16 protein-coding genes are annotated in these 15,617 nt (G+C 71.0%); 5 read left to right on the plus strand and 11 right to left on the minus strand.

Annotated elements, in window-relative coordinates; translation table 11 throughout:
- Window positions 1-135: 135 nt before the first annotated feature.
- The 5 genes from TR42_RS06410 to TR42_RS06425 all read right to left on the minus strand — a co-directional run bounded on the left by TR42_RS06410 (window position 136) and on the right by TR42_RS06425 (window position 3,624).
- Complete coding sequence (locus TR42_RS06410; protein WP_042214123.1) at window positions 136-1,461, minus strand: cryptochrome/photolyase family protein; 1,326 nt, start codon at window positions 1,459-1,461, stop codon at window positions 136-138.
- Window positions 1,462-1,533: 72 nt separating this feature from the next.
- Window positions 1,534-1,851, minus strand: a complete 318-nt coding sequence (locus TR42_RS06415) for a hypothetical protein (RefSeq protein WP_042214125.1) — start codon at window positions 1,849-1,851, stop codon at window positions 1,534-1,536.
- Between the two features lie 426 nt (window positions 1,852-2,277).
- Window positions 2,278-2,622, minus strand: a complete 345-nt coding sequence (locus tag TR42_RS06420) for a carboxymuconolactone decarboxylase family protein (RefSeq protein ID WP_042214126.1) — start codon at window positions 2,620-2,622, stop codon at window positions 2,278-2,280.
- Between the two features lie 214 nt (window positions 2,623-2,836).
- Window positions 2,837-3,010: a hypothetical protein gene (locus TR42_RS15005; RefSeq protein ID WP_161786627.1), complete on the minus strand. Its 174-nt coding sequence runs from the start codon at window positions 3,008-3,010 to the stop codon at window positions 2,837-2,839.
- A complete protein-coding gene (locus TR42_RS06425; protein WP_042214128.1) occupies window positions 3,007-3,624 on the minus strand; it encodes an NAD(P)H-dependent oxidoreductase in 618 nt (205 codons plus the stop codon). Before TR42_RS06425 ends, TR42_RS15005 begins: the two co-directional genes overlap by 4 nt.
- A gap of 84 nt (window positions 3,625-3,708) precedes the next feature.
- Here TR42_RS06425 and TR42_RS14220 point away from each other — a divergent pair, with 84 nt between their 5' ends.
- A complete protein-coding gene (locus TR42_RS14220; RefSeq protein ID WP_052405700.1) occupies window positions 3,709-4,155 on the plus strand; it encodes a MarR family winged helix-turn-helix transcriptional regulator in 447 nt (148 codons plus the stop codon).
- 46 nt (window positions 4,156-4,201) lie between these two features.
- Window positions 4,202-4,729: a hypothetical protein gene (locus TR42_RS06435; protein WP_042214130.1), complete on the plus strand. Its 528-nt coding sequence runs from the start codon at window positions 4,202-4,204 to the stop codon at window positions 4,727-4,729.
- Window positions 4,730-4,796: 67 nt separating this feature from the next.
- Here TR42_RS06435 and TR42_RS06440 read toward each other — a convergent pair whose 3' ends face one another.
- The 4 genes from TR42_RS06440 to TR42_RS06455 all read right to left on the minus strand — a co-directional run bounded on the left by TR42_RS06440 (window position 4,797) and on the right by TR42_RS06455 (window position 8,965).
- The gene (locus TR42_RS06440) at window positions 4,797-5,351 is read right to left on the minus strand and encodes an NADPH-dependent FMN reductase (RefSeq protein WP_042214132.1); all 555 of its coding nucleotides are present in this window, start codon (window positions 5,349-5,351) and stop codon (window positions 4,797-4,799) included.
- 161 nt (window positions 5,352-5,512) lie between these two features.
- A complete protein-coding gene (locus TR42_RS14225; RefSeq protein ID WP_052405702.1) occupies window positions 5,513-6,256 on the minus strand; it encodes an NADPH-dependent FMN reductase in 744 nt (247 codons plus the stop codon).
- Between the two features lie 99 nt (window positions 6,257-6,355).
- Window positions 6,356-7,105, minus strand: a complete 750-nt coding sequence (locus TR42_RS06450) for a MerR family transcriptional regulator (protein ID WP_042214133.1) — start codon at window positions 7,103-7,105, stop codon at window positions 6,356-6,358.
- Window positions 7,106-7,249: 144 nt separating this feature from the next.
- Window positions 7,250-8,965: a choice-of-anchor I family protein gene (locus TR42_RS06455; RefSeq protein ID WP_042214255.1), complete on the minus strand. Its 1,716-nt coding sequence runs from the start codon at window positions 8,963-8,965 to the stop codon at window positions 7,250-7,252.
- Between the two features lie 467 nt (window positions 8,966-9,432).
- Here TR42_RS06455 and ilvD point away from each other — a divergent pair, with 467 nt between their 5' ends.
- Window positions 9,433-11,130 (plus strand): dihydroxy-acid dehydratase, encoded by a 1,698-nt coding sequence (gene ilvD / locus TR42_RS06460; RefSeq protein WP_042214135.1) that lies wholly within the window; start codon window positions 9,433-9,435, stop codon window positions 11,128-11,130.
- Between the two features lie 84 nt (window positions 11,131-11,214).
- Here the strand turns inward: ilvD and TR42_RS06465 are convergent, their stop codons facing one another.
- Together TR42_RS06465 and TR42_RS14230 are read right to left on the minus strand one after the other, a co-directional pair.
- Window positions 11,215-12,201, minus strand: a complete 987-nt coding sequence (locus tag TR42_RS06465; RefSeq protein WP_042214136.1) for a DUF5692 family protein — start codon at window positions 12,199-12,201, stop codon at window positions 11,215-11,217.
- 1 nt (window position 12,202) lies between these two features.
- On the minus strand, window positions 12,203-12,847 hold the full coding sequence (locus TR42_RS14230; RefSeq protein WP_052405704.1) for a TetR/AcrR family transcriptional regulator: 645 nt from the start codon (window positions 12,845-12,847) through the stop codon (window positions 12,203-12,205).
- Window positions 12,848-13,204: 357 nt separating this feature from the next.
- Here TR42_RS14230 and TR42_RS06475 point away from each other — a divergent pair, with 357 nt between their 5' ends.
- Window positions 13,205-15,076 carry an acetolactate synthase large subunit gene (locus tag TR42_RS06475; RefSeq protein ID WP_042214138.1) on the plus strand — a complete coding sequence of 624 codons (1,872 nt, stop codon included), beginning with the start codon at window positions 13,205-13,207 and terminating at the stop codon, window positions 15,074-15,076.
- 5 nt (window positions 15,077-15,081) lie between these two features.
- Entirely contained in the window at window positions 15,082-15,603 is a 522-nt protein-coding gene (ilvN, locus tag TR42_RS06480; RefSeq protein WP_042214140.1) for an acetolactate synthase small subunit, read from the plus strand.
- Window positions 15,604-15,617: the final 14 nt, after the last annotated feature.

Below are 15,617 nucleotides of genomic sequence, written 5' to 3' on the forward strand. Positions count from 1 at the left end.
GCGGGGCCGTGCGCCCGGTGCGGGGCGCCCTCTCTGGCGTGCCTCACGGTACGGCGCCGATGTGTCGCCGCGGTGTCGACAGGGAAATAACTGTGTTACGCCGCGCGGTGCCGTATGGCGGGACGATGCATGGGCTCAGCCGCCCGCGCCGGCCCGCGCGCGCTTGTGGTCGGCGAGGGCCGCGGCGCGCTCGGCGGCGTGGTCGACCATCGGCGCCGGGTAGGCGGGGGTGTCGACCTCTGCGACCCAGCGTTCGATGTAGCGGCGCTCCGGGTCGTAGCGGCTCGCCTGGGCCGCCGGGTTGAAGATCCGGAAGAACGGGGCGGCGTCCCGCCCGGTGCCCGCGACCCACTGCCAGTTGAGCTGGTTCTGCGCGTGGTCGTAGTCGAGGAGCGCTCGGCGGAAGTGGTCGGCGCCGCGCTGCCACGGCAGATGCAGGTCCTTGACCAGGAAGCTCGCGACCACCATGCGGACGCGGTTGTGCATCGTGCCCGTCGCGGCCAGCTCGCGCATGCCGGCGTCGACCAGGGGGAAGCCGGTCCTGCCGTCGCGCCACGCCATGAACGCCTGGTCCGCGTCGCGGCCGGTCGTCCACGAGTCGTCGGGCAGCACGGTGGTGAGCGACTCGCGCTGCGCTCGCGGGTGGCGGAACAGCACGTCCGCATGGAAGTCGCGCCAGGCGAGCTCGGCCTCGAGCTTGCGAGGTCCCTCGCCGGGCATCGCGGCGGTCGCGGCGAGGACGGTCCGGGGGTGGATCTGGCCGTAGGCGAGCGGCACCGAGAGGTGCGAGGTCGAGTCGAGGTCGGGGCGGTCGCGCTCCTCCGCATAGCGGGCCAGGGGCCCGTCGACATAGCCCTCCCAAGCCTCCCGCACGCGCTCCTCGCGGAACTCGTGGCGGGCCGTGAGGGGGTCCTCGGCGTCCGCGTGGGCGGCGCGCTCGTCCAGGTCGACGTCGGACTCGACCGGCACGAACGCCTCCGGGTCCGCGTGCGCGGCGGGGGAGGGCCACCCGTGCTCGCGCCACGCGTGCGAGAAGGGCGTGAAGACCCGGTACTCGCTGCCGTCGCTCTTGCGCACGCGCCCCGGAGCGACGGCGTACGGCGTGCCGACCAGGCGCAGCTCGCGGCCGTCCGCCGCGAGCGCGGAGGCCACCGCGTCCTGCGCGCCGATGCCGGCCGGCGACCCCTCGCGTGCGGCGACGACCACCCGCGCATCGTGCTCCCGTGCGATCGCGAGGACCGCATCGGCCGCCTCGCCGCGACGGACGCCGAGGGCTCCGCCGATGTCCTCCTTCAGGCTCCACAGCACGCGCGCGAGGTGCGCGCGTCGACGGCCCGACCACAGGTGAACGCCGCGGTTCCAGACGAAGACGGCGGCGGCAGGTCCGTCCTCCTGCGCCGCGAGCAGCGCGGGGTTGTCCGCGAGGCGCGCATCGCGCCGCACCCACCACACCGTCGTCATCGGACCCAGCCTGTCAGCGTCATGCCACTCCCAACGCGGCGAGAGTGTCGCGGGATTCCGGCGGGCGGCCGCTCAACCGTCGGAGGCGGGCGTGACGAGCGCGGCGGCGCCGTCGCGGACGACGATGCGGTCGGGCGGGCAGACGGGCCCCACGACGCTGAGGTTCGTGCCGTCGGCGAGCGTGATCGTCACGTCCCCCTCCGTGCACCCGTGGTCGAGGTAGATCACCCCGCCGTAGGGCTCGACCATGTCGACGATGCCGTCGACGTTCACCTCGATGCCCGCGTCGGTCTCGTTCATGATCTCGAGTCCGCCCGCGTCGGTGCAGCCGGCGAGAGCGACGGCGGCGAAGGTCGTGGCGACGATGCTCGCTTTGCGATGACGGGACATCCCTGCTCCCTCCGCGCCGGCGGAAGCCACGCGGCGCTGCGAGCATCGTGCCTCGAAAGGCGGTCGACCGGACGGTGCGACGCGCCCGGGACTGCGGACGAGCAAGGGTGCAGCCGACGTGGCGAAGGCCCCCGCCCGCCGTGACGCCGGACGGGGGCCTTCGCCTTGGAGGGCGGGTGCTAAGCGACGGCGACCGGCGCGTGCTTCTCGACGTGCGCGATCGCGGCCGCGAGGAAGCCCTCGAGCACGGGGCGCGCCGAGTCGAGCACCTCGCCGTCCGCGGAGAACACCGCGGTGTGCTGGAGGAAGACCTCGGGCTGGCCAAGGGCGTGCGCCGCGTGCGCAGATGAAGTCCTCGTCGGAGAATCTGCGCAGGCGCGACGAAGGCGGGGACCGGAGGGATCCCCGCCTTCGTGAATGTGGTGCTTAGGCCGGAACGCCGGCGAAGGCCTCGACGGCCTTGCGCGCCTCGTTGCCGTAGACGGCCGAGGGGCCGCCGCCCATGAGGATCGCGACGCCGATGGTCTCGTAGACCTGCTCGGGGGTCGCGCCCGAGGCGAGGGCGTCCTTGACGTGGCAGGTGATGCAGCCGCCGCAGCGCACCGAGATCGCGATCGCGAGCGCCAGGAGCTCCTTGGTCGACTTCGGCAGCGCACCGTCGGCGAGGGCCGCGTGGTGGAGCGAGAAGAAGCTCTTGATGGTGCCGGGGATGTGCTCGCCGAGCGCGCCGATGCCGCACATCACGTCGTCGTAGTGCTCCTGGTGGTTCATCGTGGACCCGTCCTTTCGGGGTATGGGATCCGGCTTCGTCGCCGGTGCTTGGGTACCTGTCCACGGTAAGCAACAGATGTCAAGCAGTCTCGGGACCATCGTCCCCGCGGCAAGCGCGCTGCGGCGCGAGGCGAAGCGATGCGATCGTCGGCGCGAGCAGTGCAAGGCCCCGTCCGGCGATAGCCGGACGGGGCCCACGGCCTGAATGCAGGAACTACGCGACGGCGATCGGCGCGTGCTTCTGGACGTGCGCGATCGCGGCCGCGAGGAAGCCCTCGAGCACCGGGCGGGCGGAGTCGAGGACCTCGCCGTCCGCGGAGAACACCGCGGTGTGCTGGAGGAAGACCTCGGGCTGGCCGGGCCGACCCGCGTTCGGCGAGCCGTTCACGCTCGCGCGAAGCGCGCCTCGATTCCTGCGAGCGAGGCCCGGCGCTGCTCGAGGGTGCGCCCTGCCGGGTCGGACTCGTTGATCCACGTGAGGTTCTTCACGCCCATCTTCCGGAACGTCCCGCGGAACATCATCTTCGTGAGCGGGCTGCCGAAGACGGTGCGGTAGATCCACTGGGGCGTGCTCATCACGGTGAGCGCGGTGACGCCCTGGAGGCGGTCGAGGTGGTTGACGAAGGGGCGGCCCTTCTTGGGCTCGGAGTAGACGATGCCCTTGGTCAGGACGCGGTCGAGGAAGCCCTTGGTGAGGGCGGGCATGGACTCCCACCAGATGGGGAACGCGAAGACGAGACGGTCGGCGGCGAAGACGCGCCGCTGGTAGTCGGCGACCTGGGGGTCGACGACCTTCTTGGTGCGCCACGCGGCGAGGTCGTCGGCGCTCATGACGGGGTTGAAGCCGTCGGCGTGCAGGTCGATGAGGTCGATGTGGTGGCCTGCGCGCTCCAGGCCGCGCTCGGCGGCGGCGGTCATGGCCGCGGTGAAGCTGCGCTGGTGGGGCACGTTCTCGGATGCGGTGCGGGTGTACGGGTGGTCGAAGACGATCAGGGTGTTCATGGTGCACTCCTTGCAACAGTTTGATACTCAACCATCCCATGAAGAGCGTTGAGCGTCAAACGGTTGAGCGCTAGACTTTCCGACGTGACGAGCGAGACGACCCCTGCCGAGCAACTGTGGTTCGCCATGCGCAAGGCGGCCACGATGATGGAGCGCCACGCCGATGCCGTGGTCGCGCGCGCGACCGGCGTCTCGTTGGGTCAATACATGGTCTTGAGCGTCGTTCACGCGCGGACCGGTCCTGTGACCCAGCAGGCCATCGCTGATCGCCTGGGGCTGACGAAGGGCACCGTGAGCAGGCTCCTTGACGGCGCGCGCAGGGCGGGGCATGCGGAGACCGCGCCGTCGGAGACCTCGCGTCGAGAGCGGGTGGTGACGCTCACGCCCGCGGGGCGGGCGGTGGTCGACGCCGCGGACGTGGCGATGCTCGGGTCGGAGATGGCGACGTTCGCGATGCGCGAGCCCGCCCTGGCGGCGACGATGGTGGAGGGCCTCCACGCCCTCATTGCCAGCCTGGAGGAGGCGGATTGACCAACGATGCCGTGATGCTCGGCGCGGTCGTCTCCGCGGTCGGCCCATGAAGCGGCGCAACGGGCGACGCGGGCGGTTCGTCGGCCGCGCGTCGGGCGAGGAGCGGGCGGAGTCCCTCGCGGAGGCCATCTACGTCGCGTTCACGCTGGTGGCGGTGATGATCGCGACCGCATCCCACGGCGGCGAGGAGACAGCTCGGCTTGCAGGGACGTTGGCCGTCACCGCGGTGGCACTCGCGGCGACCATGATGCTCGCGCATGCGATCTCGCACCTGGTGATCCACGAGCGCGGGCTCGAGCGCGGCGAGCTCCGGCATGCGGTCCGTGCCGCCCTCATGCCGCTCGCGGTCGCCGTCGTCCCGGTCGTGGTGCTCGCAGGCGGAGCCGCCGGTTGGCTCTCCGAGCAGATGGCGACGTCGGTGGCGCTCGTCGCCGTCGCGGTGGGGCTGGCCGTGGTGGTGTGGCTCGCCGCGCGTGGCGTCGGCGCGACGTGGGCGCGGCGCGTCGTCCTCCTCGGCACCTTCGCGGTGCTCGCCGCGGCGGTCGTGGCGCTCCAGATGCTCGCGCACGCCTGAGCGCCCGGACGTGAGAGGGCCCCGCCCGGCGCGACGCCGGACGGGGCCTTCGGGTCTGCGCGAGTGCTTACGCGACAGCGACCGGCGCGTGCTTCTCGACGTGCGCGATCGCGGCCGCGAGGAAGGTCTCCAGCACGGGACGCGCGGTCTCGAGCAGCGAGCCGTCCGCAGCGAAGACGTTTGAGTGTGTCAAGAAGACCTCGGGCTGACCGAGCGTCGGCGCGTTGAAGTGGCCGAGGATCGCGCGCAGGTGCTGCTGCGCCGCCGCGGTGCCGATCGCGCCGACCGAGGAGCCGGCGATCGCGACGGGCTTGCCGTTGAACGAGTTGGTGCCCCACGGGCGCGCGGCCCAGTCGAGCGCGTTCTTGAGCACGCCCGGCAGCGAGCGGCTGTACTCGGGGGTGAGGATGATGACGCCGTCGACGCCCTCGATCGCGGCCTTCCACTCGCGCGCCGCGACCGGGTAGTCCGCGTCGTGGTCGGGCGTGTAGAGGGTCAGCGCGGAGAAGTCGAGCTCGACGAGCTCGATGCCCTCGGGTGCGAGCGTCTCGAGCGCGCGTCCGAGCTGGCGGTTGATGGACGTGCTCGAGAGCGAGCCGACGATGTAGCCGATGCGGGTCATGGTGTCTCCTGGAAGAGGGTGCGGATGGAGGCTCCGACAACGGCGTCGGATGGTCACCGCAACGACGGTGACGTATCAACTATTCCAGAAGATGACGCATCAACAAACCGGGATGGACGATGCCTGGTAGACCAGGCGGGACGCGTGCGAAGCGGTACCGCTCAGGCGGGTGCGCCCGTCGTCGTGTCCATGCTGATGGTGCCGAGGACGGGGTCCGCGGTGATCGCGAGCGGGTCGGGGGTCGACGCCGTGTCAGAGAAGGCGGGGATCCCGTCGGCGGGGCTCCGCGGGGCCGGAGTGCGCGCCGCGCGCACCGCGCGGATCGGGTCCGTCGGCACGGACGGGAGCGACCCCGGGCCGCCCACGCGGACCACATGCGCGACGTATCCCGCCGCGGCGCTGAGCAGCTCATGGGCCTGCGAGTCGAGCTCCGCGCTGTGGCAGTGCCCGTGCGCGCTGAAGTCGCTCGCCTGCGCGGTCAGCGTGCGCTCGGGCTGGCGCATCACCAGCGCGCCTGCGTCGCTCAGGACGCTGCGCAGGTTGACGAGCGCCATGAAGCTGCCCTGACGGGGTGCCGCGGCGCCGGCGATCACGACGGGCTTGTCCACGAGCGAACTGCGTGCGGCGACCGCCCAGTCGAGCGCGTGCTTGAGGGTGCCGGGGATCGCGCGCTCGTGGGTCGGCGTGATGATCAGCAGCCCGTCGACCTCCTCGAGCCGTCGCTTCCACTCGAGCGCGGCGGTCGGCACCGGCGCGTCCGTGTACGGGCCGTGGAGAGGGAGGTCGGTCGGCGTGAGCTCGACGAGCCTGGTTCCCGACGGGGCGGCCGCATGCAGCAGCGACGACAGCAGGCGCGTGGTGCGCGCCTGGGGCAGGTTGCCCATCAGAAGTCCGATGACCGGCATGGGGAGGGTCCTTCCTCAGGTGCTCGCGCCATCGTCGTATGGCGGCCGCCGACGAGGCGGTCGGCGGTGCAACGCCCCAGGTGGGGCGCCGCATTCCCGTCAGCCCTCGAGACCCTCGGCGTAGACGGCGATCGCGTCCCGCAGCAGCTCGGCCGTGCCGTCGCCGAACTTCTCGTAGGTCGCCCGGAAGCGCGGGTCGTCCGCGTACATGCGCCCGAGGCCGACGTAGGCGTCGCGGTCGGGCGTCCAGAAGAGCGAGACCCAGGCGTGGTGGCGTGCGACGAGCGCCTGCACCTCGGCGTCGCCTGCGTCGACGTCGGCGGCCGCAAGCCGCGCGATCCCCGCGGCGATCTCGCCGTGCTCCGCGAGGTGCGCGCGCTGGCCGTCCTGCCCGAGCGTGGCCCACGCGGCGTTCGAGCCCTCCACCGCGTCGTCCCCCCAGCGCTCGCGGGCCTCGGGCTCGTAGCGCTCGTGATCGAAGCCCTCGAACATGTCGTCGGCGGTCATGGGCAGTCCCTTCTCGAGGCGGATGATGGTGCGCTCGACGGTCTCCGCGAGCGCGTCGAAGCGGTCGCGCCGTGCGAGCAGCGCGGAGTGGTGGTCGCGCATGAGCGCGGCGGTGAGCGCGGGATCGTCCGTGTCGACGATGCTCGCGACGGTGTCGAGCGGGACCTCGAGCTCGCGGAGCACCAGGATGTGCTGGAGGCGGACCAGCTCGGCCTCGCCGTAGCGCCGACGGCCGTCGTGGCCGGTCGCCGCGGGCGCGAGCAGCCCGATCGCGTCGTAGTGACGCAGCGTGCGGCTCGTCACGCCGGTGATCCGGGCGACGGCGGAGATGTCGAGGTCCATGTCGACCACGGTAGGAGTTGACGTCGCGTCAACGTCAAGCGGGGCCCGGACGCGCGGTCGGACGTGCGACCGGACATGCGGCAGGCCGGGCATGCGGAAGGCCGGACCGGGCAGCGCCCGATCCGGCCTCCTGTGCGCGGCGCGTCAGCGGCGACGCTTGCCCTTCTTGCCCTGCTTCGACGCCTTGTCCTTGAGCGTCTCGACCGAGAACAGCGTCGTGGTGCCCGAGACCTCGTTGCCGACCGCGAGCATCGCCTCCGTGGTGGGGGAGTCCTTCGCGGCGATGAACGCGAGGCCCTCGGGGCCCAGGTCGCCCGCCTCGGGGGACTCGGGGTCCGCCTCGAAGTCGCGGTTGTTGACGTAGGTGACGAACTCCGGCGAGACCGGCGAGGTGATGTCGTAGACCATCACGCCGCCCACGCGCTCGAGCCCGACGAAGGCGTAGGTCCGGCCGCGCAGCTCGCCCACGGTGACGCCCTCGGGCTCGGGGCCCTTGGCGTCGGAGCGGCTGTCGAACTCGGTCTCGTCGTTCGTCGAGTTGAAGTAGTCGGGCAGCGCCTCCGCGGTGAGCTGCTCGAAGTCGTCGCCCGAGTCGAACACCAGGTCGCCGTCGGTGGTCCAGATCGAGAACGACCGGCCGCCGAAGGCGTAGAGCTCGTCGTAGCACCCGAGCTCCTCGCTGTAGCCCGAGGCGGTGGTGACGTCGAGCCGGCCGAGCACCTCGCGTTCGAGCTGCTCGTCGGTGAGAAGGCCGTCGCACAGCAGGCCGTCCTCGGCGAGGTCCTCGATGCGGGTCGACTCCTCGTACTCGTCCGTGCCCTCGTTCCAGTCGTCGCGCGCGTCGCCCTCGTTCGCGGTCACCAGATAGGTGATGCCGCGCGAGGTGTATGACGCGATCGAGTCGGGCATGTAGAAGCTCCGGAGCGGCACGGTCTGGATGGCGATCGCATCGTCCTTGTCCGACGGGTCGATGCCGTTGCCCTCGATCGAGAGGTCCTTGGTGCCCATCGACCACAGGTCGGCGACGGTCGCGGAGCGCAGGTCGACCACCGCGATCGCGTTCGCCTCCTGGAGCGTGACGTACGCCGTGCGGGACCTCGCGTCGACCGCCACATACTCCGGCTCGAGGTTGCGCGACACGGGGTACGCCTCGCCGTCGTCGGCCGTGGGGCCGAACACGCGGACGCCCTCGGGGAGCGCGTCGCCCTCGTAGGCGTGGAAGTCGGCGGTGCGGACGGCCGACTGGGCCGGGGGCGCGACCTTCCTCGGGAGGGAGACGATGCTCACGGTGCCCTCGGGGTCGATCTCGTACGTCTCGTTCGGCTCGCCCTCGTTCGCCGAGACGGCCATGCGGCCGTCGGGGGTCACGGTCACCATGTCCGGCTGCGCTCCCACCTGCACCGCGCCGAGCGCCTCGCCGTCGAGGTCGAAGAACGCGAGCCAGCCCGGGTCCGTCTTGGTCGCGGCCTCGACGGCGACGACCACGAGGCCGTCGTCGCGCACGGCGACGGAGTTGGCCTCGGAGCCGTCCGGGATCGAGGTCCCGGAGGCATCGACGATGCCGGCCACCTCGAGCGTGCCGAGCAGCGTCGGCGCGGTGGGGTCGGAGGCGTCGAGCACGTTCACCGCGCCCGCGTTGGCGTCGACGCTGTAGAGCTGCGCGCTCTTCGCGTGGAAGGCCACGATCTCCGCGGCGGACTCGTCGAACACGCCCGTCTCGTACGTGCCGAGCGGCGTGAGGGCGAGCGAGGCGCCGTCCGCCGAGAGGGCGATCGGGTCGTCGACGATGGCGGCGCCGGCGGGCGCGGCGGCCGCGACGGCGAGGGTGGCGGCCGCGCAGGCGGCAAGGAACGGCTTCATCGGGTCCTCCGGGTCGGTCTGCGGCCTCCGGGAGCGCATCGTCCCTGCCAGAACGGGCGCGGGGCCGTCCTCAACGTATCGACGCGAAGGTGACGAACAGGACATCGCGCGGTGAATCCTCGGTGAACGTTGGCGGCGGTCGCGATCCGGCCCTCCGCGGTCCTCGCACCTTTCACGCACAAGCAACCGAAGCGCGGTGGGGCAAGGGTCGCGGTCCTCGCACCTTTCATGCGCGAGCGTCGCGCTCGCACGGCCTGACGATCCCAAACCGCCGCACCGCCGCGCCGCCGCCCGTCCGCCGCCGCCCGTCGCCGCCGCCCGTCCGCCGCCCTTCGTGCATGAAATGCGCGAGGACCTCGCATAGAACCCCTTGACCCCGCGCTGCGCGCCCCGGCGGCCCGGCCGCGCATCGTCCGTGTCCACGATGCGGGCGCCGCGTCCCACGCGAGCGCCCTAGACTCGCGCGTATGACGCAGACTCCCGACATCAAGCCCCGCTCGCGCCAGGTCACCGATGGCCTGGAGGCGACCGCGTCGCGCGGCATGCTCCGCGCGGTCGGTCTCGGCGACGACGACTTCGCGAAGCCGCAGATCGGCATCGCCTCCTCGTGGAACGAGATCACGCCCTGCAACCTCTCGCTGCAGCGCCTCGCCGCCTCCTCGAAGAACGGCGTCCACGCCGGCGGCGGCTACCCGCTCGAGTTCGGCACCATCTCCGTCTCCGACGGCATCTCGATGGGCCACGAGGGCATGCACTTCTCGCTCGTCTCGCGCGACCTCATCGCCGACTCGGTCGAGACCGTGATGATGGCCGAGCGCCTCGACGGCAGCGTCCTGCTCGCGGGCTGCGACAAGTCGCTGCCCGGCATGCTCATGGCCGCGGCGCGCCTCGACCTCGCGAGCGTCTTCCTCTACGCCGGCTCGATCATGCCCGGCCACGTCAAGCTCTCGGACGGCACCGAGAAGGACGTCACCATCATCGACGCCTTCGAGGCCGTGGGCGCCTGCGCCGCCGGTCTCATGTCCGAGGAGGACCGTCTCGCGATCGAGAAGGCGATCTGCCCGGGTGAGGGCGCGTGCGGCGGCATGTACACGGCCAACACGATGGCGTCCGTGGGCGAGGCGCTCGGCATGTCGATCCCCGGCTCCGCCGCCCCGCCGAGCGCCGACCGCCGCCGCGACTACTACGCGCACAAGTCCGGCGAGGCCGTGGTCAACATGCTGCGCCTGGGCATCACCGCCCGGGACATCATGACCAAGGAGGCGTTCGAGAACGCCATCGCCGTGGTGATGGCCTTCGGCGGCTCGACCAACGCCGTCCTCCACCTGCTCGCGATCGCGAACGAGGCCGAGGTGGACCTCACGCTCGACGACTTCGCGCGCGTCGCAGCCAAGGTTCCGCACCTGGGTGATCTCAAGCCGTTCGGCCAGTTCGTCATGAACGACGTCGACCGCGTGGGCGGCGTCCCTGCCGTCATGAAGACGCTGCTCGACGCGGGCCTCATGCACGGCGACGTCATGACCGTCACGGGCAAGACCCTCGCCGAGAACATGGACGAGCTCAAGCCCGCCGCGATCGACGGCCGCGTGGTCCGCGCGCTCAACAACCCGATTCACAAGTCCGGCGGCATCACCATCCTCAAGGGCTCGCTCGCCCCTGAGGGCGCGGTGGTGAAGTCGGCGGGCTTCGACGACGACGTCTTCGAGGCCACCGCCCGCGTCTTCGACCGCGAGCGTGCCGCGCTCGACGCGCTTGAGGCGGGCGAGATCCAGAAGGGCGACTGCGTCGTCATTCGCTACGAGGGCCCCAAGGGCGGCCCCGGCATGCGCGAGATGCTCGCCATCACCGCCGCCATCAAGGGCGCGGGCCTGGGCAAGGACGTGCTGCTCGTCACGGACGGCCGCTTCTCCGGCGGCACCACCGGCCTGTGCGTCGGCCACATCGCGCCGGAGGCCGTCGACGGCGGCCCGATCGCGTTCGTGCGCGACGGCGACAGGATCACGCTCGATGTCGCCAACGGCACCCTCGAGGTGCTCGTGTCCGACGAGGAGATGGAGGCCCGCAAGGAGGGCTGGGAGCCCATCCCCGCGCGCTTTACCAAGGGCGTCCTCGGCAAGTACCAGAAGCTCGTGGGCTCGGCCTCGAAGGGCGCCGTCCTCAGCTGAGCCGCGTCGCACCATGACGGAGGCCCCGCATCGTCCCTCGGAAGGGACGATGCGGGGCCTCCGCGCGTTCCGATCCTGCGGCGATCAGGCGGTGACCGTGGCGCGCTCGCGCTCGACGGCCGCGGCCGCGAGCTGCGCGTCGGACGCACCGGGGATGGTCTCGACCACGCGGCGGTAGGCCGCGGTGTCGTCGTAGATCTCGACCTTGAGGGGGTTCTTGCGGCCGGTGACCATCTTGCGGATCTGGAGGACGGCGAGCGCGACATTGGCCGCGAGCGCGATCGCGGACACGGTGAAGAGCGCCGCCGGGTCGTGCGAGGAGTCGACCGCGAAGGACGAGTCGGAGACGAAGGCCGGCACGGCCATCGTCCACATCATCCAGAACGCGAGCGTGTGCGCCCGGTGCTGGAGCCATGCGCCCTTGCGCAGGAAGAACGCGGGGATGGTGCAGGAGATGAGCAGCGCGGCGCCCGCGTAGAACGAGTGGTCGCCGACGCAGTTGTAGACGTAGGCGAAGTTCCACAGGTCGTACGCGATGATCCAGGGCCAGATCATGTCGGGGAAGATCATGTCCTTGGTCTTGTCGCGGGAGATGTAGATGCCCATCCAGCCCGTGATCGCGAGCAGGTTGATGAGGCCCGCGACGCCGTTCATCCAGTTCCAGGACCCGGACAGCATGTACACGCCGTCGACCATGCCGTCGGCGCCCATCGCGCCCACCTCGAAGTCGCGGAGGCAGGCCTCGAAGATGTTGAGCGCGAGGATCGCGGCGGGGAACATGAGCGCCCAGCGGTTCTTCTGCAACCGCGGGATGTAGCGGATCGCGAGGAAGCCGAGGCATCCGGCGAGCGCGGAGTAGACCTTCACCCAGTGGAACCAGGTGCCGGTCGACGAGTCCTCGCCCGCGGTGTGCGGCCACACGAAGATCGTCAGCACCACGGGCACGGCGATGAAGAAGAACATGCCGGCCCAGGGCCCTCGTCGTGACAGCTCGTTGAGCCCGATCAGGGCTCCGAGGACCACGAACCACATGACCCCTTGGGCCAGCGTGATCGATTCGAACAGGAACATCTCACTCTCCTTCGAGCGGTTGGTCCCGGTCGGGGCCCCGGGAGGGGGGAGAAGCCAGACGGAGCGTCTGGCGGACCAGATCGGCGAGCACGTCGTCGCCGATGTCGGGGGTGGTGCGCATCACGCCGACGATGCCGTGGAGGAGCATCGCGAACGTGGCGCGCACGTGGTGGATCTCGATGGTGTGCCGCGCCGCGTACGCGGGGATGGTGGTCGCCTCGAGGACGTCCAGCAGCGCGTCCACCGACTGGTCGAGGTAGCGGACGTAGAGCCCTGCGTCGTCGAACCGGGGCAGAGGCCTCGCGGTGTGCGCCTCGCCGTCGATGCGATGGGGGAGGTTGCGCCGGAACAGGTCGACGTAGGTCCGCACGGCGCCGTCGATGTCGCCGGGGGTGCGTGCGGCGTCCCATGAGCGGAGCTCGTCGGCGAAGTCGGCAACGCATGCGTCGAGCACCTGCGTCACCAGCTGATCCATCGACCCGGCGTAGTGGTAGACGAGGCCACGCGTCACCCCGACCTCGTCGGCGATGTGCTGGAAGGTCGTGCCGCGGACCCCCTGGCGCGAGAACATCAGGCGCGCGGCGGCGACGATCTCGTCGTGGCGCTCGTCGGGAGCCTTGACGATGCGGGAGCGGCGCTGGTCCATGCCGTGACCGTAGCGCTCATTGACAGAGTGTCAATAGGTACCGACGTCCCTGGTGCAAGGATGGATGGCGAGAGCTTCCCAGAAGGGGCGAATGCCGCGCCGCTCGTGGCTCCGTCTCATAATTCAAGATGGTGAACCACGATGTGAGATTCATGTCACATATGGCGACACCCGCCCGGACCCGGGCGTAGAGTCGCTGACATGCAGACGATCCTTGTACGAGTTACCAGGCGCGCGGACCGCGACCGGTAGCCCCGAACTCGTCCGCGCGCTGACCCCGATGCCACCCGGCTGAGGGGTCTTTCCATGCGAGGCGGACGCAGGGACCGCCTCCACCTCGATCGACCAGGAGAGAAGATGGCACAGGTTCAGGCCAAGCCGGGCGTGCCCGCGGCCCGCATCGCCCGCCAGGCGCCGGGCGCGCCCACGCTGGCACGCCCCACGCCGCAGTCGAACCCCGATCCCGCGCTCAACGGCGCGCAGATGACGGGCGCCGAGGCGATCATCCGCTCGCTCGAGTGCGCCGGCGCGACCGACGTCTTCGGGATCCCCGGCGGCGCGATCCTCCCGACCTACGACCCGCTGATGGACTCGCAGAAGCTGCGTCACATCCTCGTCCGCCACGAGCAGGGCGCGGGGCACGCGGCGCAGGGCTACGCCCACGCGACCGGCAAGGTGGGCGTCTGCATCGCGACCTCGGGTCCCGGCGCCACCAACCTCGTCACCCCGATCGCCGACGCGAACATGGACTCGATCCCCATGGTCGCGATCACCGGCCAGGTGGGCGCCGCCATGATCGGCACGGACGCCTTCCAGGAGGCCGACATCGTCGGCATCACGGCTCCCATCACCAAGCACAACGTGCTGGTGACGGACCCCGCCGAGATCCCCAAGGCGATCGCGGAGGCCTTCTACATCGCGAGCCACGGCCGCCCCGGCCCGGTGCTCGTCGACATCGCGAAGTCCGCGCAGCAGGCGACCACCACGTTCCAGTGGCCCGGCCGCATCGAGCTGCCTGGCTTCAACAACGGCGCCCGCCCGCACCAGAAGACCATCCAGGAGGCCGCGCGCCTGCTCGCGACCGCGCGCCGCCCCGTGCTCTACGTGGGCGGCGGCGTGATCCGCGCCGGCGCCTCGGAGGGCCTGCGCAAGCTGGTCGACCTCTCCGGCGCGGCCGTGGTCACCACGCTCATGGCGCGCGGCGCGCTGCCCGACTCGCACCCGCAGCACCTGGGCATGCCCGGCATGCACGGCACCGTGGCGGCCGTCGCGTCGATGCAGAAGGCGGACCTCGTCGTCTCGCTCGGCGCGCGCTTCGACGACCGCGTCACGGGCGCGCTCAACTCGTTCGCCCCGCACGCGACCATCGTCCACGCGGACATCGACCCGGCCGAGATCGGCAAGAACCGCGCGGTCGACGTGCCGATCGTGGGCGATCTCAAGGACGTCTTCGCCGCCCTGGTGCCCGCGCTCGCCGCGGAGCACGAGCGTCACGGCAAGCCGGACCTCGAGGCCTGGTGGGCGCAGCTCGACGACTGGCGCAGCACCTACGCGCTCGGCTACACGCCCACCAACGACCAGCTCTCGAGCCCGCAGCACGTGATCCAGCGCCTGGGCGAGCTCAACGACCCCGACCGCACCATCTACACCGCGGGCGTGGGCCAGCACCAGATGTGGGCCAGCCAGTTCATCAAGTACGAGCACCCCAACACGTGGATCAACTCGGGCGGCCTGGGCACCATGGGCTTCTCGGTCCCCGCCGCGATGGGCGCCCAGGTCGGCGCGCCCGACAAGCAGGTGTGGGCGATCGACGGCGACGGCTGCTTCCAGATGACCAACCAGGAGCTGGTCACCTGCGCCATCAACGAGATCCCGATCAAGGTCGCGATCATCAACAACTCGTCGCTCGGCATGGTCCGCCAGTGGCAGACGCTGTTCTACGACCAGCGCTACTCCAACACGGACCTGCACACCGGCCACGGCACGCGCCGCGTCCCGGACTTCGTCAAGCTCGCGGAGGCCATGGGCTGCGTGGGCCTGCGCTGCGAGTCCGACGCGGACGTCGACGCGACCATCAAGCGCGCCAACGAGATCGACGACCAGCCCGTGGTCGTGGACTTCACCGTGTCGCGCGACGCGATGGTGTGGCCGATGGTCGCCGCCGGCAAGTCGAACGACGAGATCCAGTACGCCAAGGGCATCGCGCCCCAGTGGGACCGGGAGGACTGACCCGCATGACGAAGCACACCTTGTCCGTGCTGGTCGAGAACAAGCCCGGCGTCCTCGCACGCGTCGCCGGCCTCTTCTCGCGCCGCGCGTTCAACATCCACTCGCTCGCGGTCGGCCAGACCGAGCACCCCGAGATCTCGCGCATCACCGTCGTCGTCGACGTCGACGAGCTCCCGCTCGAGCAGGTGACCAAGCAGCTCAACAAGCTGGTCCACGTGCTCAAGATCGTCGAGCTCGAGGAGGGCCGCTCGGTCCAGCGCGACCTGCTGCTGGTCAAGGTCCGGGCCGATGCGCGTCAGCGCACCGACGTCCTGCAGATCGTGGACCTGTTCCGCGCCCACGTGGTCGACGTCTCCACGGACTCCGTGGTGATCGAGGCCGTGGGCACGCCCGACAAGCTCGAGGCGCTCCTCGCGGCCCTCGCGCCGCACGACGTCCGCGAGATCGTCCAGTCCGGCACCGTCGCCATCGGCCGCGGCGCCCGCTCCATCACGGAGCGTGCGCTCGACCGCGTCGCCACCGCCTGATCGTCACCCCTAGC

Origin of the sequence: Demequina mangrovi (assembly GCF_000759715.1) — a bacterium.
GTDB lineage: Bacteria > Actinomycetota > Actinomycetes > Actinomycetales > Demequinaceae > Demequina > Demequina mangrovi.

What these genes read in the sequence shown, in the direction of transcription:
- TR42_RS06410 (WP_042214123.1), bottom strand. Translation starts at nt 1,461, where the DNA reads ATGACGACGGTGTGGTGGGTGCGGCGCGATGCGCGCCTCGCGGACAAC.
- TR42_RS06415 (WP_042214125.1), bottom strand. Translation starts at nt 1,851, where the DNA reads ATGTCCCGTCATCGCAAAGCGAGCATCGTCGCCACGACCTTCGCCGCC.
- TR42_RS06420 (WP_042214126.1), bottom strand. Translation starts at nt 2,622, where the DNA reads ATGAACCACCAGGAGCACTACGACGACGTGATGTGCGGCATCGGCGCG.
- TR42_RS06425 (WP_042214128.1), bottom strand. Translation starts at nt 3,624, where the DNA reads ATGAACACCCTGATCGTCTTCGACCACCCGTACACCCGCACCGCATCC.
- TR42_RS06435 (WP_042214130.1), top strand. Translation starts at nt 4,202, where the DNA reads ATGAAGCGGCGCAACGGGCGACGCGGGCGGTTCGTCGGCCGCGCGTCG.
- TR42_RS06440 (WP_042214132.1), bottom strand. Translation starts at nt 5,351, where the DNA reads ATGACCCGCATCGGCTACATCGTCGGCTCGCTCTCGAGCACGTCCATC.
- TR42_RS14225 (WP_052405702.1), bottom strand. Translation starts at nt 6,256, where the DNA reads ATGCCGGTCATCGGACTTCTGATGGGCAACCTGCCCCAGGCGCGCACC.
- TR42_RS06450 (WP_042214133.1), bottom strand. Translation starts at nt 7,105, where the DNA reads ATGGACCTCGACATCTCCGCCGTCGCCCGGATCACCGGCGTGACGAGC.
- TR42_RS06455 (WP_042214255.1), bottom strand. Translation starts at nt 8,965, where the DNA reads ATGAAGCCGTTCCTTGCCGCCTGCGCGGCCGCCACCCTCGCCGTCGCG.
- ilvD (WP_042214135.1), top strand. Translation starts at nt 9,433, where the DNA reads ATGACGCAGACTCCCGACATCAAGCCCCGCTCGCGCCAGGTCACCGAT.
- TR42_RS06465 (WP_042214136.1), bottom strand. Translation starts at nt 12,201, where the DNA reads ATGTTCCTGTTCGAATCGATCACGCTGGCCCAAGGGGTCATGTGGTTC.
- TR42_RS14230 (WP_052405704.1), bottom strand. Translation starts at nt 12,847, where the DNA reads ATGGACCAGCGCCGCTCCCGCATCGTCAAGGCTCCCGACGAGCGCCAC.
- TR42_RS06475 (WP_042214138.1), top strand. Translation starts at nt 13,205, where the DNA reads ATGGCACAGGTTCAGGCCAAGCCGGGCGTGCCCGCGGCCCGCATCGCC.
- ilvN (WP_042214140.1), top strand. Translation starts at nt 15,082, where the DNA reads ATGACGAAGCACACCTTGTCCGTGCTGGTCGAGAACAAGCCCGGCGTC.